The organism is Shimia sp. MIT1388, from assembly GCF_047124445.1.
Taxonomy (GTDB): domain Bacteria; phylum Pseudomonadota; class Alphaproteobacteria; order Rhodobacterales; family Rhodobacteraceae; genus Shimia.
Genome location: NZ_CP138921.1, coordinates 592,955 through 609,053 on the forward strand (window position 1 = coordinate 592,955; position 16,099 = coordinate 609,053).

Genomic DNA, 16,099 nt, shown 5'->3' on the forward strand with positions numbered 1-16,099 from the left:
GCACCCTACAGATTTGTTACTGCATGCGCAGGGCGCCGTCGATGCGGATGACTTCGCCGTTGAGGTAGCCGTTTTCCACGATAAAGCCTGCGAGGCGGGCATATTCGGATGGGTCGCCCAGACGTTTGGGGCAGGTCACGTCGGCGGCGAGTTGGTCTTGCACCTCTTGGGGAAGGCCTTGCAGCATCGGGGTCAGGAAGATGCCCGGTGCGATGGCCATCACGCGGATGCCGGAGCGGGCCAGATCTCGCGCCATGGGCAGGGAGAGGCCGACGATGCCGCCTTTGGAGGCTGCATAGGCGGCCTGGCCGCGTTGGCCGTCCATGGCCGCAATAGAGGCAGTGTTGATGATCACGCCGCGCGCGCCGTCTGCTTCGGCTTCGTTTTCCGCAATCACCTCGGCAGCGAGGCGCGCGACGTTGAAGGAGCCCACGAGATTGATGTCGATGGTTTTCTGGAAGGTGTGCAGCGGGTGCGGGCCGTTTTTGCCAATGGTGGTGGCGGCAGGGGCGATGCCGGCGCAGTTCACTGCGGCGGTGATTTTGCCCATGGCTGTTTTGGCGGCTTGGATGCCGGCGGCGGCGCTGTCTTCGTCGGTCACGTCCACCTTGTGGAAGGTGCCGCCAAGTTCCGCTGCAATCTCTGTGCCGCGCTCTTCATTGAGGTCAAACAGGGCCACCTTGGCGCCGTTGGCTGCAAAGTGGCGGGCGGTGGCTTCGCCCAGACCGGACGCGCCCCCGGTGATCACGGCGCAGGTTTGATCAAGTTTCATTGGCGGCTCCTCCCAGTGAGACGTCTAAGTCGATAAATGAACGTGTGTTCAAATAACCTGAAGGGGAGGTCTGTGTCTAGGGGGAGAAGCGAGGGGCCAGCCCCTCTGCGCCTCTGGCGCATTCACCCTGGGATATTGGGGGAATGAGAAAGCAAAAGGCCCGCCGGTTGGGGCGGGCCTAAGAGAGTTTGTTGTGCGAGGTCCCGGTTCAAGGCCGGGACGGGGTTAGTCGTCCAGCTGCACCAGCGCGTGGCGCTTTTTGCCTGCGCTGAGCTTGATTGGGGAGCTGAGTGCTGCGGCGTCGATCATCAGGCCGGCGTTGGTCAGCGGGGCATCATCCAGCTTGGCGCCGTTTTCCTTGATCAGGCGTTTGGCGTCTTTGCCCGACTTTGCAAGACCGGATTTCACAATCAGCTGCACAATGGAGATGCCATCGCCGAGGTCTTCTGCGGTCAGCGTCACGGTGGGCAGGTCGTCGCCGACGCCGCCTTTTTCAAACACTTCGCGGGCGGTGGCTTCAGCGGTCGCGGCCGCGTCGGCTCCGTGGCAGAGCGTGGTCACAGCGTTGGCAAGGATGATCTTGGCTTCGTTGATCTCAGAGCCTGCGAGTGCGCCGAGGCGTTCACATTCTTCCACCGGCATTTCGGTGTAGAGTTTGAGGAAGCGGCCGACGTCGGCGTCGGTTGTGTTGCGCCAGAACTGCCAGAACTCATAGGGGCTGCGCATGTCGGCGTTGAGCCAGACCGCGCCATCGGCGGATTTGCCCATCTTTTTGCCGTCCGAGGTGGTCAGCAGAGGGGAGGTGAGGCCGAACAGGCCGCCATCGTCCACACGACGGGTGAGGTCGATGCCGTTCACGATGTTGCCCCACTGATCAGAGCCGCCGAACTGGACCAGACAGCCGTAACGGCGGTTGAGCTCGAGGAAGTCGTAGGCCTGCAGGATCATGTAGTTGAACTCAAGGAACGACAGGGATTGCTCACGGTCCAGGCGGGACTTCACGCTTTCAAAGCTAAGCATGCGGTTCACCGAGAAGTGGCGGCCGATGTCACGCAGGAAGGTGAGGTAGTTCAACTCGTCAAGCCACTCGGCGTTGTTGAGCATCAGCGCGCCGGTCGCCCCCTCGCCGTAGTCGAGGTATTTGGCGAAGACTTTTTTGATGCCAGCGATGTTGTCGTCGATCTGATCATTGGTCAGCAGCGGGCGTTCGTCCGCGCGGAAAGAGGGGTCGCCCACTTTGGTGGTGCCGCCGCCCATCAGGGTGATCGGTTTGTGGCCGGTCTTTTGCAGCCAGCGCAGCATCATGATCTGGATCAGCGAGCCGACGTGCAGGGATTTGGCGGTGGCGTCAAAGCCGATATAGCCGGGCACCACGCCGTCACAGAGAGCTTTGTCAAAGCCTTCATAGTCTGTGCAATCGGCCACAAAGCCGCGCTCTAGCATCACGGTGAGGAAATCCGATTTGGGCTGGTAGGTCATGGTGCCACTCATTTTCCGTTGTTGGTTGTCTGTTGCCCCAATGGGCGTCCCGTCCTGTTAGCACCTTGGGGGGCAAGTTGTAAGCGGGGAATGTTGCGGGGACGGTGGGCAGGGTTTCCACACTTTGTGCGGCGGCTTCGGGCTGATATGTTTGTGCTTTTGAAGTTGTTTTAATGAGTGATCGTTTTGAGGATTTGACGCACCTCGTGTATGAGGCGTCTTTGGACAATTCCCTGTGGCCCGAGTTGATCTCGGAACTGGCAGAGGAAGTGCACCGCGCGCGGGACAGCCGCTATCTGGAAAGCCCGGAGGCTATGGAAGCGGAGACGCGGGGGCTGGAGAACCTGTCGCGGCATTTCCGGCGGGCATTTAGCATATCTGAGCGCATGGTGGGGTTGCAGGAGCGGGAGGCCTATTTGTCCTCAGTGCTCAACAGCTTTGCCTTTGGGGTGGCGCTGCTGAACGAGGATGGTCAGGTGGTGATGGCCAACCGCGCGCTTTATGACGTGTTGCCGATGCCCGCTTTACCGGGGCAGGACATGCAGGTGTATCTACCCAAGAGCGGGGAAGATCGGCTGTTGTCGCAGTGTGCGCAGGAGGCCAATCGTACGGGGCGGGCGTTGGAGTTCAAAAGCCAAGAGAACGGCGCGGCGGATTTGATGGTGCTGCCAAGAGAAGAAGCGGCGCGGATTGGGTTTCCGGCCATTGCGGCCAGCGTGGTGATCTCGTCGGGGCAGCAGAGCCATATGGGTGTGGCGCATATTGCCAAGGTGCATGGTTTGACCCGGAGAGAGGCTGAGGTGCTCAGCCATATGGGGCAGGCCTATGACTTACGCGAGGTCGCCAAGCGTATGGGGATTTCTTACGAGAGTGTGCGGACCTACTTGAAACGGGTGTATGAGAAGACCCAGACCAAGAGCCGTAGTGAAGTGGCGGCGGTGCTGGCGCGCTCCCCATTGATGGCAGTGCGGGCACATGGGGACAGTGCGGGGGCGGCGTTTCAGGTGCGCAACCGGATCACCCTGCGCGATGGGCGGCAACATGAGTATTTTGCCATTGGTCCGGAGGATGGCACCCCGGTGCTGGCCTTTGACGCGCTCTCCGGGGTGACAATTGACATGATTGGCTATCCGGAGCGGTGTCATGACCTCATGACGGAGGCGGGGGTGCGGCTGATCTGCCCTTGTCGGCCAGGCAGCTTTCGCTCGGATTTTGTCGTGATGCAGAGCTTGCGGGACTTTGCCAACGATGTGCGGGAGTTGTTGAACCATCTAGGGATAGCACAGGCAGGGGTATTGTCGGTGTCCTTTGGCAGTGGATCCGCCTTGGCGGTAACCCATGCGTTGCAGGATCGTATCAGCAAAGCGGTGTTGTCCTCCGCGGCCTATCCGTTTTACCGGCATGAGAACTGGCGGGAGCTGGATCAGTTTTATCATATGTCCTGTATTCTGGGGCGGCACTGGCCCAGTATGTTGCGACAGGTCATTCCGTTTCTGGTGCGCTCGATCCTGCAAAACCGGGATCGGTATTTTGACCGCTATTGCAAACGTTCGCGCAGTGAAGATGACATTCGCATTCTGTCCCATCCGGTGATCCGGCGGCGTACCGCGGAGATGCTGGCATTGCGGACGGCCTCGGGCACGGAAGGCATAGTGGAGGAGAACCTGCTCAATGCGCAGGGGTGGGACTTTGACCCTTCTGACATTCACACGCCGGTGGAGGTGTTTCAGGGGCCGGATGACAATGTGGCGCCGGTTCAAGGGGCGGAACTGTTGGTGCGGCATCTGGGGAATGCGGAGCTAAATGTGTTGCATGGCAAAGGGCACTATCATCACATCGAGAATTGGCCTTGGCTGGCAGCGCGGGCGGCGGGCAAAGACATGGCGCCGGGCGCGCTGGGCTATGACATTCCTGGGTTTTGACCAAATGGTAGGGTTTTCCTGAGGCCGCGCGGAATGTCCCCAAATGGGGATAGGGGTTTTGTCCCCCAATCCGGTATTTTTTAAATCATTGAACAGGAATTTATTTATCGGGGGGCGCGGTTATTGTTTGCCTATGTTTTTGAGTTCATCCAGGCGCTCCCCAAACCTGTGTCAACGGCGTGTGGCGTGTTGGGGTTTTGCCTTTACCTGACCAACTATACCCTCATCACCTTTCGCATTCTCAGCAGTCAGGACATCCTCTTCTTTGTCATCAATATTTTTGGGGCAGGGTTGGTGTTGGTGAGCCTGGTGCAGGACTTCAACCTTGGGTCTTTTATGATCCAGGTGTTTTGGATCTGTTTGGGTGTGATTGCGATTGTGGTGCGGGTGAAGTCACGCGCAGCCTGGAGACGGCAGGGGACCCACGCACCTCTGTCTCCGGCCTTGGAGGCTCCCCATTCCCGCTAAGGTCGGAGGGTTCCGGTTCACGGGCCGCCCCACGTTTCGGACATTACTGCCGGACGAGGGGCAAACTGTGCGCGGGGGACGTTTTGGGCTGGCGGTGCGCTGGGGTGATCCAGTAAGGTTTTGCCACTGCGCCGGGGGCGCGGATTGGCTGGGCAAACCAAAAGGATAAGGCCATGTTGAAGGGCCAGGGTGAGGCGGCGGTTGTGACCGCACTGGGCGCGATGTCAGGCACGTCATTGGACGGTGTGGATGCGGCTGTGGTTGAGACCGATGGGCAGGTGATCCATGGGTTTGGGGCAACGGCCTATCGGGGCTATTCCGAAGACGAGCAAGCAGTTCTAACGCAGGCGCTGGGCCAGTGGTCCGGGGCGGAGGCAGAGGCGGCGGCAGAGGTGATTGAGGCGGCCCATGCCGAGGTGCTGGGCGGGTTTGAGAACGTCGATCTGGTGGGCTTTCACGGGCAGACGTTGGCGCATGAGCCGCGCGGACGTGGGACCTGTCAGGTGGGCGATGGGCAAGCCTTGGCCGAGGCGCTGGGCGTGCCGGTGGTTTGGGACTTCCGCTCTGCCGATGTGGAGCTGGGGGGCGAAGGGGCGCCGCTGGCGCCGTTTTTCCATTTTGCCTGTGCCAAGTGGTTTGGCGCCTCTGAGCCGGTGGTGTTTTTGAACCTTGGCGGGGTGGGCAACATCACCTGGGTGGACCCGCGTAAAGCCGCGCCGGAAGATGAGGGCGCGTTGTTGGCGTTTGACACCGGCCCCGCCAATGCGCCGTTAAACGATATGCTGCGGGCGCGGCGGGGTTTGGCCTTTGATGAAGGTGGCAAAGTGGCCGCCAAAGGGACGGTTGCAACCGGGGCGTTGGAGCTGTTCCTGCAGGAAGCGTATTTCTCACGTATGCCGCCGAAGTCTTTGGATCGAAATGATTTCCCGGAAATGATGGATCTGGTGCGCGAGCTGTCGGATGAAGATGCGGCTGCGACGATGACCGCGATGTGCGCGGCTGCAGTGGCGCAGGGCATGGGGCATTGCCCCGAGGCGCCGAGCCGCGTGTTGGTCACTGGTGGCGGGCGGCACAATCCGGTGCTGATGGAGATGCTGCGGGTATCGCTGGACTGTCCGGTGGTGCCGGTGGAAGAGGTCGGGCTGGATGGCGATATGCTGGAAGCGCAGGCCTTTGCCTATTTGGCGGTGCGGGTGGCGCGGGGCTTGCCGACGAGTTGTCCCAGTACCACAGGCGTGATGGCGCTTGTCGGCGGCGGCACGGTGAGTGAGCCGGAGGGCTAGAGGATCAGGGCGATGCCCGGCCTTGGGTGGGCAGGCAGGCGCAGCCCGACCTTGCGGTCGGGTGATGCGGTGGGTTTAGCGCGGGATGTCGAAACCCGGAGCGGCCAATTCAAAACCTTCAAATTGAAACGCTGGCGAGACCGTGCAGCCTACTAGCGTCCACTCGCCAGTGCTGCGGGCGGCTTGCCAGTGGTCTTTGGGCACGATGTGCTGCGGGAATTGACCTGCAGCGAGGTCGGGGCCAAGCACGTGGTCGGTGGCGGGGCCTTGGTTGGTTTCTGCAAGCGACAGGATCAGCGGCGCACCGGCGTAGTAGTGCCAGATTTCGGCGGCATCGACGCGGTGCCAGTGCGAGATTTCGCCTGCTTTCAACAGGAAATAGATCGACGTGCCTGCGGGGCGGGTGCCGTCGGGGCTGTCTGCAATCCAGGTCTGGCGGTAATGGCCGCCCTCGGGGTGCGGGGCGAGGTTGAGGTGGGCGATGATTTGGTCTGCGGTCATGGGCTGCGTCCGATGTCGTTGGTTGGCGACATAGGGGCAGCTTGGCGCAGCAGAGGCAAGCGCAAAGCGGTCAGCTGAGCCGGTCCAGGGCGGTGCGGGCAGCGGCGGCGACCTTGTTAGGGGCTTCCAGCGGCAGCAGGTGGCCGTAGTCTGGCAGGGATTGGAAGGTCATGTCCGGGCGGCTGTCGCGCAGGCTGCGGGCGATGGACGGGTCCATGAACAAGGACGGCTTGCCGATGATGACCTCGGTGGGCACGGTGAGGCGTTTGAGTGTTGGCAAGATCAGTGGTGGGGTGGCGTAAAGGTGCGCCTCCCAATTGCGCGGGTACTCCAGCTTGATGCCGGTGCCGTCGGGCACGGTGAGTGCCTCAATGAGGCCGCGCAGGGTGGCGTCGTCAAAGCGGCGGTAGGCTTTGGAGGCGCGGTAATAGGCAAACGCAGACGCGAGGTCTGTCCACTGGGTGGGGCCGCTGAGCACTTCGGCGGCGGGGCCTTTGGTTTGGCGCAGGCGGTAGGGCAGCAGCTTGAGCAGCAGGCGGATGCGGCGGGTGACGCCGGAGGGCTCAATTAACACGAGACCTTTGAACAGGTCGGGGCGTTTCACGGCAGCCATCGCAGTGGTGGCTGCGCCGATGGAGTGGCCCATTGCCATGACGGGTGCGTTTTGGGTGGCCTCGATCCATTCGATCATGTCGTCGGCAAAGAGATCCCACTCGCGCCGCGGATTGGGCGGTGGGGCGTCTTGCCACAACGGGCGCATGGCGAGCGCTTTGAGGTGATAGCTGTCGCCCAGTGCGGAGAGAAATGGCGCGTAGCAGCGCGGACCAAGCGCGGTTGCGTGGTGAAAGACCACCGTTGGGCCGGTGCCGGTGTTCTGCCAAGCGGCAGCGGTGCCGCCGGAGAGCTTGCTGTGGTGCCATGTCAATTGCATGCGGCGCAGGCTAGTTGTGCCAAAGCTGTGCGCAAGGGTGACGTCGGGGACGGTGCCAGCGCGGAAAATTGGCAAAAACCGCATTGGTCAGACTTGAAACGGAGCATGTGGTCGTCCACATAGGCTCAAATTTGCTTCTAGTTAGAGAGAGGGACTCTATCGTGGCCATCACTGAATCCGAACTGAGCGCAGCACGTGAAGCCTGGGGCGCGGGCCTTGTGGCGATTTCCAAAGCCTATGAGGCGGGCGGAATTGACGAAGCGCGACCAGTGGCCGAAGGGGTTCTGGACGCGGCTTATGGCTACAACCTGGGTCCTGTGCTGTTCAAACCAACCCTCGCCAGCGGTGACCAGACCTTCCGCCCAACCAAAAAAGGCGCGCTGTCCTATTTTGTGGGCCATGACGAAGAGTACCCGCTGGACGGTGGCTTTGGCATCAAAGGCTGGCGTGAGATGGAGAGCGTGACCTCCGCAAGCTTCATCGAGGGTGATGTGGCGATGTGGATGGGCTGGGTGATCCTGACCGACAAGGATGGCAACGTGACCAAGGTCGACAAGAGCTTTGGTTATAAGAAAGACGCCGAGGGCACTCTGCGGATTGTGCAGCACCACAGCTCGCTGCCGTTTCAGCCGTAAGGGGTGAGAGAGTTTGAGAAAAGCCCCGCCGATGTGCGGGGCTTTTTGTTTGTGGGCAGCGCTGGTGGCAGACTTGCCTCACCTCGGCATGTGGCGCATCGTGCGTTTGGCTTTCTAGGATGACAGGCGGGGGATGCGATGCGGGTTTTCTTTACAGGTGGCAGTGGCAAAGCGGGCAAATGGGCCATTCGGCATTTGCAGGAACAGGGGCATCACGTGGTCAATGCGGACCGCGTGCCTTCGGGGTTGGAGTGTTCCGAACTGCTGATCGATCTCTGTGACGCAGGGCAAGTGATCGGTGCGATGTCGCAGTTCACCGATTTTCACGAATTGGATGCGGGCACCGGCGTGCCGACCTATGATGCCGTGGTGCATTTTGCGGCGGTGCCGCGGGTGATGATCGGCACGGATGGCGAGTGTTTTCGGCAGAACACCTTGAGCACCTACAATGTAATCGAGGCGGCGGTGAAGCTTGGCATTCCCAAGGTGATCTTTGCCAGTTCCGAGACGACCTACGGCGTGTGTTTTGCCGATGGTGAGATAAAGCCCGATTTTGTGCCAGTGGATGAGACCCACCCCACCGTGCCGCATGACAGCTACGCCATGTCCAAAGTCTGCAACGAAGCCACCGCGCGCAGTTTTCAGGCGCGCACCGGCAGCGATATTTATGGGTTGCGGATCAACAATGTGATCGAGCCGCATGAATACGCCGAGATGTTCCCGGCCTTTGTCAAAGATCCCGCTCTGCGGCGGCGCAATATTTTTGCCTATATCGATGCCAGGGATCTGGGGCACATGGTGGACTGTTGTCTGAAGACCGACGGGCTGGGCTATGAGGTGTTCAACGTGGCCAATGATGACAGCTCGGTTGGCATCCCTTCGGATCAGGTGATTGCGCAGTTTTATCAAGGCGTTGAAGTGCGCGGCGAGATGGGGGCTAACGAGACGTTTTACGCCAATAAAAAAGCCAAAGAGATGGTTGGCTTTGCGCCGCAACATGGCTGGCGTGATCTGTTGGCGTGAAGCCCAGGCCCATGATCGGCCGCATTGCATCATGCCTAGGGTGCTGCCGGGCGATGCAACGCCACGCCAACCATGACCAATGCGACACCCGCAAGATCCCCCAAGCTTGGGATTTGGCGCAGCACCACTATGCCGATCCCTGTGGCGGTGGCGGGGAGAAGCGTGAGTAGTAGGGCAAAGCTGGCGCGGGGCAAGCGGGACATGGCGAGTTGGTCGCAGACATAGGGAACTACAGACGAACACAGGCCGACGCCGATGCCGGCCAAGACCAAAAACGGCATGTCAAAAGCCTTGATGGCCTGCAGCAGACCGATGGGCATGACAAACAGGCCGGCGGCGAACATGGCCGCGCCGAGCCGTTCGACGCCACCGGAGGCGCCGTCTTGGGAGATTTTGTGACCCAGGATGATGTAGAGCACAAACAGCGCGCCGTTGAGCACGGCCCAGAACAGGCCGAGCAGATCGGCGGTTCGGTTGTCCGGCGAAAGCAGAGATGGCACGTCGATCAGCAGCAGCACGCCCAGGCTGGCTACGCAGAGCGCCAGAAGATTGCGGCCGCTGCGTAAACCCCAAAGGGCGAGGCCAATGGGGCCAATAAACTCGATTGCCGCGACCAGAGCGATAGGGAGACGATCGAGGGCGAGGTAGAAAGCGCTGTTCATGCCGGCGAGGCTTGCGCCCAATGTGAGCAACAGGAGGCGGTCCTTGGGGCTGGCCTTTTGGAAGGTGCGCCAGGGCTTGGTGAAGGGCGCAAAGATCAGCGCGGCGGCGGTGATGCGAAACCAGGCCACGCCCAGCACGCCAATGGACGGAAACAGCAACACGGCAAAAGCTGGCCCGAGGTAGTGAAACACGGCGGACACGGAGAACCAGGCCTGCGGCGGCACACGCTGGGCCATGTGCGACAGGGCTGCCGTTGGTTTGGCGGTGGGGCGGAAAGCTTGATCTGACATAGGGTCAGGATGCAAGGTTGGAGCTGTGTTTTATATGGAGGTTCGATGTGTCGTTGTTAAAAAATGCAGTGGAAGAGAAGGTGAGCGTGGGGCTGGACCTTCGATCCGAAGGTGGGGTTCTGGACCATATCGATGCGGCGATTCTGCGGGAGCTGAGTGCGGATGCACGGATCGCGCGGGCGGAACTGGCCCGACGCGTGGGCCTGTCTGCGCCCAGCGTTGCGGATCGGGTGCGGCGTTTGGAGGATGTGGGGATCATCACCGGCTATGGGGCGCGGATTGATCCAAGCAAGCTGGGGTACGGCTTGGCTGTGCTGATCCGGGCACGACCAATGCCGGGCGAGATGGCCAATATGATCGCTGTCCTTCAGGCCACGCCGCAGATTGTCTCCTGTGATCGTGTGTCCGGTGAGGATTGTTTTGTGGCGCGGGCGCATGTGCGGGATGTTGCGGAGATGGAGGCGGTGATTGACCGGATTGTGCCTTTTGGGGCGACCAATTCGTCGATTGTGCAATCGTCGCCGGTGACGGAACGTCTTGTGCCGCTGTGAGATGGGGAAGTTGATCTCTCCCTTGAGGTGAGAAGGGTCTTGGCGTGGACAGTTTTTCCGGCAATATGGCGTCATTGATTTTTTGACCAAGGACGTTTTGATGACTTTTGTTCTGAAACCTATTGTTTTTGCTGCCGCTTTTGTTGGTGGCATTGCCTGCCAGGCGGCGGTTGTGGCTGCGGACCAAACCCCGGTGATTGGCGCCAACAACACCACCTATTCGCCCCAGAACTTCTCCGGCCGCTGGAAGCTGCGGCAGAGTGATGGGGAGATCTGTCTGGTGGAGCTGAAGGTCACCGACGCCAGCCCGCACGATCTGGGGCTGCGGGCCTGCACCGATCAGGCGATCACCAGTGCCAAACAGTGGGAAATGCGCAACCGCGATCTGGTGTTTTTTGCTGCTGACGGTGGCGAGATCGGGCCGTTCAAAGTGACGGAGCCCAACAAGCTGGAAGGCGCGGGGATGATCCTGTTCCGGTGAGGTCGCAGTATTTGGCGACTGAATGTTCAAAGGCCCCTGCGATGCGTGGGGCCTTTTACGTTAAGTGATCGAGCGGCACGTCGAGGCCGACTTTTTTGCGGCTCATCACCACGGAGGTGCGAAAGCGGCGGACGTTGGCGTTTTCAAAGAACAGGCGGTGGGTGAGCTGTTCAAAATCGGCCATGTCTTTGACCACGCAGATCAGGCAGAAGTCGGCTTCGCCGGTGATGTAGTAACATTGCTGGACCTGCGGGTCGGTGCGGGCTTGGCGGACAAACAGGTCGATTTGATCCAGCCGCTCGCGCTCCAGTTCGACCATCACCACAAAGGTCATGTTCTGACCAAGTTTCTCCGGCGCAAGCACGGCAATCTCGCGCTCGATCACGCCGGTCTCGCGCAGGTTGCGCAGGCGGCGTTGCACGGTGGCGGTCGAGAGACCGGTGAGGTCTGCGAGTTGTTCGAGGCTGCTGCGGGCGTTTTCTTGCAGGGCGCTCAGAATGGATTTGTCAGCGGTGTCGAGGGTCATTGGGCGGGTGCACTCATTGAATGAGAAAATTTCTCTTACGCCAGGTCATCAATGACCGAAAGGCATCACTGGGTTTTGGCATAACACCCCCATGATACAGCCAGGATACAGTTTTTGCCCCGCTCACATGTTTCGTTTCGCTTTCCATGGCCAAGGGTCGGGGAGGGCGGCGCGATGGTGACACTGACGTCGATTTACCGCTATCCGATCAAAGGCCTGCCGGGGGAGATGTTGCCGGAGGTTGAACTTGCCAAAGGCTGCGGGCTGCCCGGAGATCGGCAAAGGGCGATCCAGAGTGGGGCATTGCCGGTGAAGCCGGAAGGGGAATGGACCGCCTGTCAGGCGTTTCAGCGCCTGACGATCCGGCCGGAATTGACCTGTTATGATCTGCGTTCTGACGGCGATGTGCTGCAAGTGACGGCGCCCTCGGGGGCATTGGCGGAGGTGTGGCCTGAGAGCGCTGGGGTCGCTGCCTTTGAGGGGGACTTGGACGGGCAGACGCAGCTGGCCCGCGCGGCGGCGGGGCGGGGGTATTGGGACCATCCGGATGCGGCGGTGTCCATTATCAACCTGTCGACCGTGGAAGCGATCGGCAAAGCATTGGGGCGCGAGATTGATCCGTTGCGGTTTCGCGGCAATCTCTATGTGCGGGCCAGGCCTTGGGAAGAGTTTTCCTGGCTTGGCAAAACACTGCGGTTTGGCGGTGTCGACTTGCAGATCATTCGGCCAATTGACCGGTGCAAAGGCACGTCGGTGAATGTTCAGACCGGCGCGTTGGATGTGAATATGCCGGCTGCGCTGCATCAGCATTTTGGGCATATCTACTGCGGTGTGTATGCCACTGTGCGGCAGAGCGGTGTTCTGGCACCGGGTCTGTTGGGGGCTGTGGGGGAAGAGGTCTCGCAAGAGGCGGTGGCACAGGCGGCAGCGGTGGAGACCGCGCCTCCGGTGGCGCAGTGGCCACGGGGTGCGCAGGTGACTTCTGTGGTGCAAGAGACGGCGGAGGTGCGGTCTGTTTGGCTGGAGGATAGCCTTGCGGGGCTGGGCACCGTGGCGGGACTGAGGGCGGGGCAGTATGTGCGGCTGCACAATCTGGCGTCTGGTGGTGTTTGGCGCAGCTATACGGTGTCAGCGGCAGAAGGCGGGCAGCTGCGGATTTCGGTGAAGCGCGATCAGGGGGCAGGCTCGCCGGCGGTACATCATGTGTCCGAAGGGGATCATTTGGTGATCTCGGGGCCATACGGCGAGGCCACGTTGCGATCGGAGGCCGAGGCGGTCACATTGGTCAGCGCCGGGATCGGGATCACGCCAACAGTCGCCAAGCTGCGGCAGCTAGTGGCTGCGGGCTGGCAAAAACCGGTGCAGGTGGTGCATGTGGCGCGATCCTTGGCGGAGGCGGCGCTTTGGGATGAGTGCGAAAGCCTGGCGGCCGCGTTGCCACAAGCAGTGGTGCAGTTGCATTTGACGCAGGCAAACGGAGCGGCTGAAAGCGCGATTGCAGGCAGGCCGGATTTGGCGACCTTGGCGCGGTCTGTTGCCCAGGCAAGCGCGGATGTGCATGTCTGCGGGCCGGTTGGCTTTGTGGCTGCGTTTGAGGCGCGGTTGGCAGCGGCCGGGATTCCTATGGAACGGGTGTTTGTGGATCGGTTGGCCTCGCCCGGGGCGACGTCGGAGATGCGTGACATTCCAGAGGTCGCACCAATTTCAGTCACCTTGGCGCGGTCCAAGATTACCGCGACCTGGCAGCCTTCGGACGGGACCTTGTTGGAGTTCGCCGAGAAACATGGGGTTTTGCCGCCGTCCCATTGTCGGGCGGGTCTTTGTGGCAGTTGCAAATGTGGCATCAAAGCGGGACGGGCGACGCGGCTGTCAGGGCCTGAGGGGGAAGACACCACGCAAACATTAATCTGTTGCTCGGTGCCTTCGGGGCCGCTGGTGCTGGATGTGTGAGGTTTTGAGGCATTGAGCTTTCTTAAAGCTCACACCACCTTGATCCAGGTGCGCATACCCGCCGCCGCATGGGATAGCATGTGGCAGTGCATCAACCATTTGCCCGGGGCGCTGGCAATGAAGGCGATCTCACGGGTTTCACGGGGCTGCATCAGAATGGTGTCTTTTAGGGGGCCAAAGCTGCCGTCGGGCAGGACCTCCTGAAAATGCGTGCCGTGCAGGTGCATGGCGTGGGGAAAGGACGTGTCGTTTTGGATCGGGATGCGCACGATCTGGCCTTGGGCGACTTCCACCAGCGGTGTGTCGCTGAGGCCGGCCTGGCCATTGAAAGCCCAGACCTGGCCCTTGTCGACCAGACTGCGCACGTCCAGTTTTTCGCCTTCGTAGGTGGCTTCGCGCAACCCGCCCATGGCGCCGCCTTCCATGAGCAGGGGCACGGTGAGGGCGTCGGTGAGGTCCGAGAGGCGTGGCATTGGGTTGGTGGGGAGGGGCTGGATCGCGGCGCGGGCGGGTTGGGTGCCGGAGATGGGGATCTCTTTCAGCAGATAACCTGTATCGCCCTCGTGCAGGACAATTTGCAGCGCGTTGGTCTCGTTGGCTTGGGCGTCAATGATCACGTCGGCGCGCTCGGCCGGGCCAAAGGGCATGGCGTCGAGCGGTTCGGGTGTGTCCAGGGGCATGCCATCGCGGGAGACCAGTTTGCCGTCGCCGCCTTGTACGGAGACGGTGATGACGCGGTCGGTGGCCACATTGACAAAGCGCAGGCGCAGGCGAGCGTTTTCCGGCACAGAGTCCGGCTGCTCGGACAGCTGTGCGTGGATGTAGTTGCCAAGCCGTCCGGCGTGGGTCCAGTCGTGCATGGCGTTAAAGTCATCGGTGATTTGCGCCTCGTCACTGAGCCGCCAATCGTCCAGCACCACAACGATGTCGTGGTCGACGTCTGGCGCGTTGGTTTCTTCCACCACAACCACACCGTAGAGGCCGCGGGCGACCTGTTCGGTGGATTGGTTGTGGGAGTGGTACCAGTAGGTGCCGGCGTCTTTGAGCGGGAATTCGTAGTGGAAGCGGTCACCGGTGGGCACCGCGTCCTGGGTCATACCGGGCACACCGTCCATTGCGTTGGGCACGCGGATGCCGTGCCAGTGAATGGCGGTTGGGCTGGGCAGGCTGTTGAGCAGTTCTTGTCTGAGGGTGTCGCCTTGTTTGAAGCGCAGGAGCGGGCCGGGCACCGAGCCGTTGTAACCCCAGACCTCGGTTTGCGGGTAGTTGCCAAACTCTGCATCAATCAGCTGCACGCGGCCTGTGGCGGCCTCGATTACCGGAGTGGTGGCCGCGAAGCTGGTTTTGGGCGTCAGGGCCAGGGCGGCGGTGCTGGCGAGGAACTGGCGGCGGGTGAGAGGCATGCGGGTACTCTTACAGGGTGCTTGTTTGGGTGTTTTGCTGGCGTGGCGTTTAAAAAATGCCGTTTTCGCGTTGCAACTCGCGGACGTAAGCCACGATCGCTTTCACGTCGCCTTTGGTCAAGCCTGCCACAGGCGGCATGTTGCCAAAGGCCCAATGATGGGCGCGCACGCCGTTGTCGACGGCCATGAAGAAGGCCATGTCCGAGTGGTGGCCGGGTTCGTAGATTTTGTGGACCAGCGGCGGGGCGATACCGTCCTGACCTGCAGCGTTGTCGCCGTGGCAGGCGGCGCAGGTGGCCTCAAAGGCGCGTTTGCCCATTTGGGCCAGCTCGCTGTGGGCGGCTGGTTGCTTCACCGCGACCATGGCGGAGGAGGTTTCGGTTTCGGAGGTGGCGACGGGCTGGGGTGGTGTGGGCTGAAACTGGAGGGCGGTGAAGGTGGTCGCGCCCAGAGCCAGCACCACACCCGCGAGGACAAGTGGTTTGGTCATGGTTGTAGGATCAGATCAGTTTGACTTTGGTGCCGGTTTTGGTGCGGTCAAACACCTCTTCGATGTGCTCGTTATAGAGGCCGATGCAGCCGTTGGAGGAGCGGCGGCCAATCTTGCGCGTGTCGTGGGTGCCGTGGATGCGGTAGTACTGCCACGACAGGTAAAGCGCGCGGGTGCCCAGCGGGTTGGCTGGATCGCCGCCTTTCACATAGGGCGGCCATTCCGGGTTGCGCTCCCGCATCGACGGCGTGGGCGCCCAGCCGGGGTTGGCGCGTTTCTCGGTGACTTCGGTGTAGCCGCGTTTGGTGAGTTCGTCGGTGAGTGGCACGGAGGTTGGGTAGATGCGCATCTCGCCGTCCGCTGTCCAATGCTGCAACACGCGGGTGGTGGTGTCGGAGATGATCAGCCCCACGCCGAGCGTGTCAAAATGGTCCTGCCATTCATGGGTGCGGAAGGAGGAAACGTTGCGCTGCACCGATGGCTCTGGCTCCGGTTCAGTGAGCGCCAGCGCCGGGGCGGCGGCCACAAAAGGGGTAAGCGTACTGCTGATCAGGAAGGACCGGCGGGTGAGCCGGGGAGATTTGGGGGGGGGTGCCATGCGCGCCTCGTGATTTTGTTTGGGCATGGTGTGACAGGTTCCAGTGGGGGGAGGTCAACACACATTGGGGTCACGAAGACGTGAGGTTGGGGGGGAGGGAAGCGCCCGCAGATATCTTGCATGTGAAGATCAG

At 61.3% G+C, this 16,099-nt stretch carries 17 protein-coding genes; 8 read left to right on the forward strand and 9 right to left on the reverse strand.

The genetic code is table 11. The features are described 5' to 3' along the window. Positions 1-16: 16 nt before the first annotated feature. Both SIB92_RS02880 and tyrS read right to left on the reverse strand, forming a co-directional pair. Entirely contained in the window at positions 17-772 is a 756-nt protein-coding gene (locus SIB92_RS02880) for an SDR family oxidoreductase (protein ID WP_412554404.1), read from the reverse strand. A 225-nt stretch (positions 773-997) separates the two neighbouring features. After that, on the reverse strand, positions 998-2,251 hold the full coding sequence (gene tyrS, locus SIB92_RS02885) for a tyrosine--tRNA ligase (protein ID WP_412555787.1): 1,254 nt from the start codon (positions 2,249-2,251) through the stop codon (positions 998-1,000). A gap of 173 nt (positions 2,252-2,424) precedes the next feature. Between tyrS and SIB92_RS02890 the strand changes: the two genes are divergently transcribed. From SIB92_RS02890 to SIB92_RS02900, 3 genes are all read left to right on the forward strand, one after another. Beyond that, positions 2,425-4,173: an alpha/beta fold hydrolase gene (locus SIB92_RS02890; RefSeq protein WP_412554405.1), complete on the forward strand. Its 1,749-nt coding sequence runs from the start codon at positions 2,425-2,427 to the stop codon at positions 4,171-4,173. A gap of 123 nt (positions 4,174-4,296) precedes the next feature. After that, the gene (locus SIB92_RS02895; RefSeq protein WP_412554406.1) at positions 4,297-4,641 is read left to right on the forward strand and encodes a CBU_0592 family membrane protein; all 345 of its coding nucleotides are present in this window, start codon (positions 4,297-4,299) and stop codon (positions 4,639-4,641) included. 173 nt (positions 4,642-4,814) lie between these two features. After that, positions 4,815-5,924, forward strand: coding sequence for an anhydro-N-acetylmuramic acid kinase (locus SIB92_RS02900; protein WP_412554407.1), 1,110 nt, complete (start codon positions 4,815-4,817; stop codon positions 5,922-5,924). Positions 5,925-5,999: 75 nt separating this feature from the next. On the opposite strand, the gene SIB92_RS02905 is transcribed toward SIB92_RS02900, so the two are convergent. Together SIB92_RS02905 and SIB92_RS02910 are read right to left on the reverse strand one after the other, a co-directional pair. Next, positions 6,000-6,425, reverse strand: a complete 426-nt coding sequence (locus tag SIB92_RS02905; RefSeq protein ID WP_412554408.1) for a cupin domain-containing protein — start codon at positions 6,423-6,425, stop codon at positions 6,000-6,002. Positions 6,426-6,495: 70 nt separating this feature from the next. Next, a complete protein-coding gene (locus SIB92_RS02910; RefSeq protein WP_412554409.1) occupies positions 6,496-7,440 on the reverse strand; it encodes an alpha/beta fold hydrolase in 945 nt (314 codons plus the stop codon). Between the two features lie 77 nt (positions 7,441-7,517). Here SIB92_RS02910 and SIB92_RS02915 point away from each other — a divergent pair, with 77 nt between their 5' ends. Then, positions 7,518-7,991 (forward strand): phosphoribosyl-AMP cyclohydrolase, encoded by a 474-nt coding sequence (locus SIB92_RS02915; RefSeq protein WP_412554410.1) that lies wholly within the window; start codon positions 7,518-7,520, stop codon positions 7,989-7,991. A 138-nt stretch (positions 7,992-8,129) separates the two neighbouring features. Then, positions 8,130-9,014: an NAD-dependent epimerase/dehydratase family protein gene (locus SIB92_RS02920; RefSeq protein ID WP_412554411.1), complete on the forward strand. Its 885-nt coding sequence runs from the start codon at positions 8,130-8,132 to the stop codon at positions 9,012-9,014. 35 nt (positions 9,015-9,049) lie between these two features. Here the strand turns inward: SIB92_RS02920 and SIB92_RS02925 are convergent, their stop codons facing one another. Then, positions 9,050-9,967 (reverse strand): EamA family transporter, encoded by a 918-nt coding sequence (locus SIB92_RS02925; RefSeq protein ID WP_412554412.1) that lies wholly within the window; start codon positions 9,965-9,967, stop codon positions 9,050-9,052. Positions 9,968-10,014: 47 nt separating this feature from the next. Here SIB92_RS02925 and SIB92_RS02930 point away from each other — a divergent pair, with 47 nt between their 5' ends. Further along, a complete protein-coding gene (locus SIB92_RS02930; RefSeq protein WP_412554413.1) occupies positions 10,015-10,518 on the forward strand; it encodes an Lrp/AsnC family transcriptional regulator in 504 nt (167 codons plus the stop codon). Between the two features lie 100 nt (positions 10,519-10,618). After that, positions 10,619-10,999, forward strand: a complete 381-nt coding sequence (locus SIB92_RS02935; RefSeq protein ID WP_412554414.1) for an AprI/Inh family metalloprotease inhibitor — start codon at positions 10,619-10,621, stop codon at positions 10,997-10,999. Between the two features lie 55 nt (positions 11,000-11,054). On the opposite strand, the gene SIB92_RS02940 is transcribed toward SIB92_RS02935, so the two are convergent. Continuing rightward, on the reverse strand, positions 11,055-11,525 hold the full coding sequence (locus SIB92_RS02940) for an Lrp/AsnC family transcriptional regulator (RefSeq protein WP_412554415.1): 471 nt from the start codon (positions 11,523-11,525) through the stop codon (positions 11,055-11,057). Between the two features lie 174 nt (positions 11,526-11,699). On the opposite strand from SIB92_RS02940, the gene SIB92_RS02945 reads away from it, so the two are divergent. Further along, positions 11,700-13,475, forward strand: coding sequence for an MOSC domain-containing protein (locus tag SIB92_RS02945; RefSeq protein ID WP_412554416.1), 1,776 nt, complete (start codon positions 11,700-11,702; stop codon positions 13,473-13,475). 29 nt (positions 13,476-13,504) lie between these two features. On the opposite strand, the gene SIB92_RS02950 is transcribed toward SIB92_RS02945, so the two are convergent. From SIB92_RS02950 to SIB92_RS02960, 3 genes are read right to left on the reverse strand one after another with little or no spacing between them, the layout of a single operon-like run. Beyond that, positions 13,505-14,878, reverse strand: a complete 1,374-nt coding sequence (locus SIB92_RS02950; RefSeq protein WP_412554417.1) for a multicopper oxidase family protein — start codon at positions 14,876-14,878, stop codon at positions 13,505-13,507. Between the two features lie 49 nt (positions 14,879-14,927). Continuing rightward, positions 14,928-15,368 carry a c-type cytochrome gene (locus SIB92_RS02955; protein ID WP_412554418.1) on the reverse strand — a complete coding sequence of 147 codons (441 nt, stop codon included), beginning with the start codon at positions 15,366-15,368 and terminating at the stop codon, positions 14,928-14,930. 10 nt (positions 15,369-15,378) lie between these two features. After that, on the reverse strand, positions 15,379-15,966 hold the full coding sequence (locus SIB92_RS02960; protein ID WP_412554419.1) for a L,D-transpeptidase: 588 nt from the start codon (positions 15,964-15,966) through the stop codon (positions 15,379-15,381). Positions 15,967-16,099: the final 133 nt, after the last annotated feature.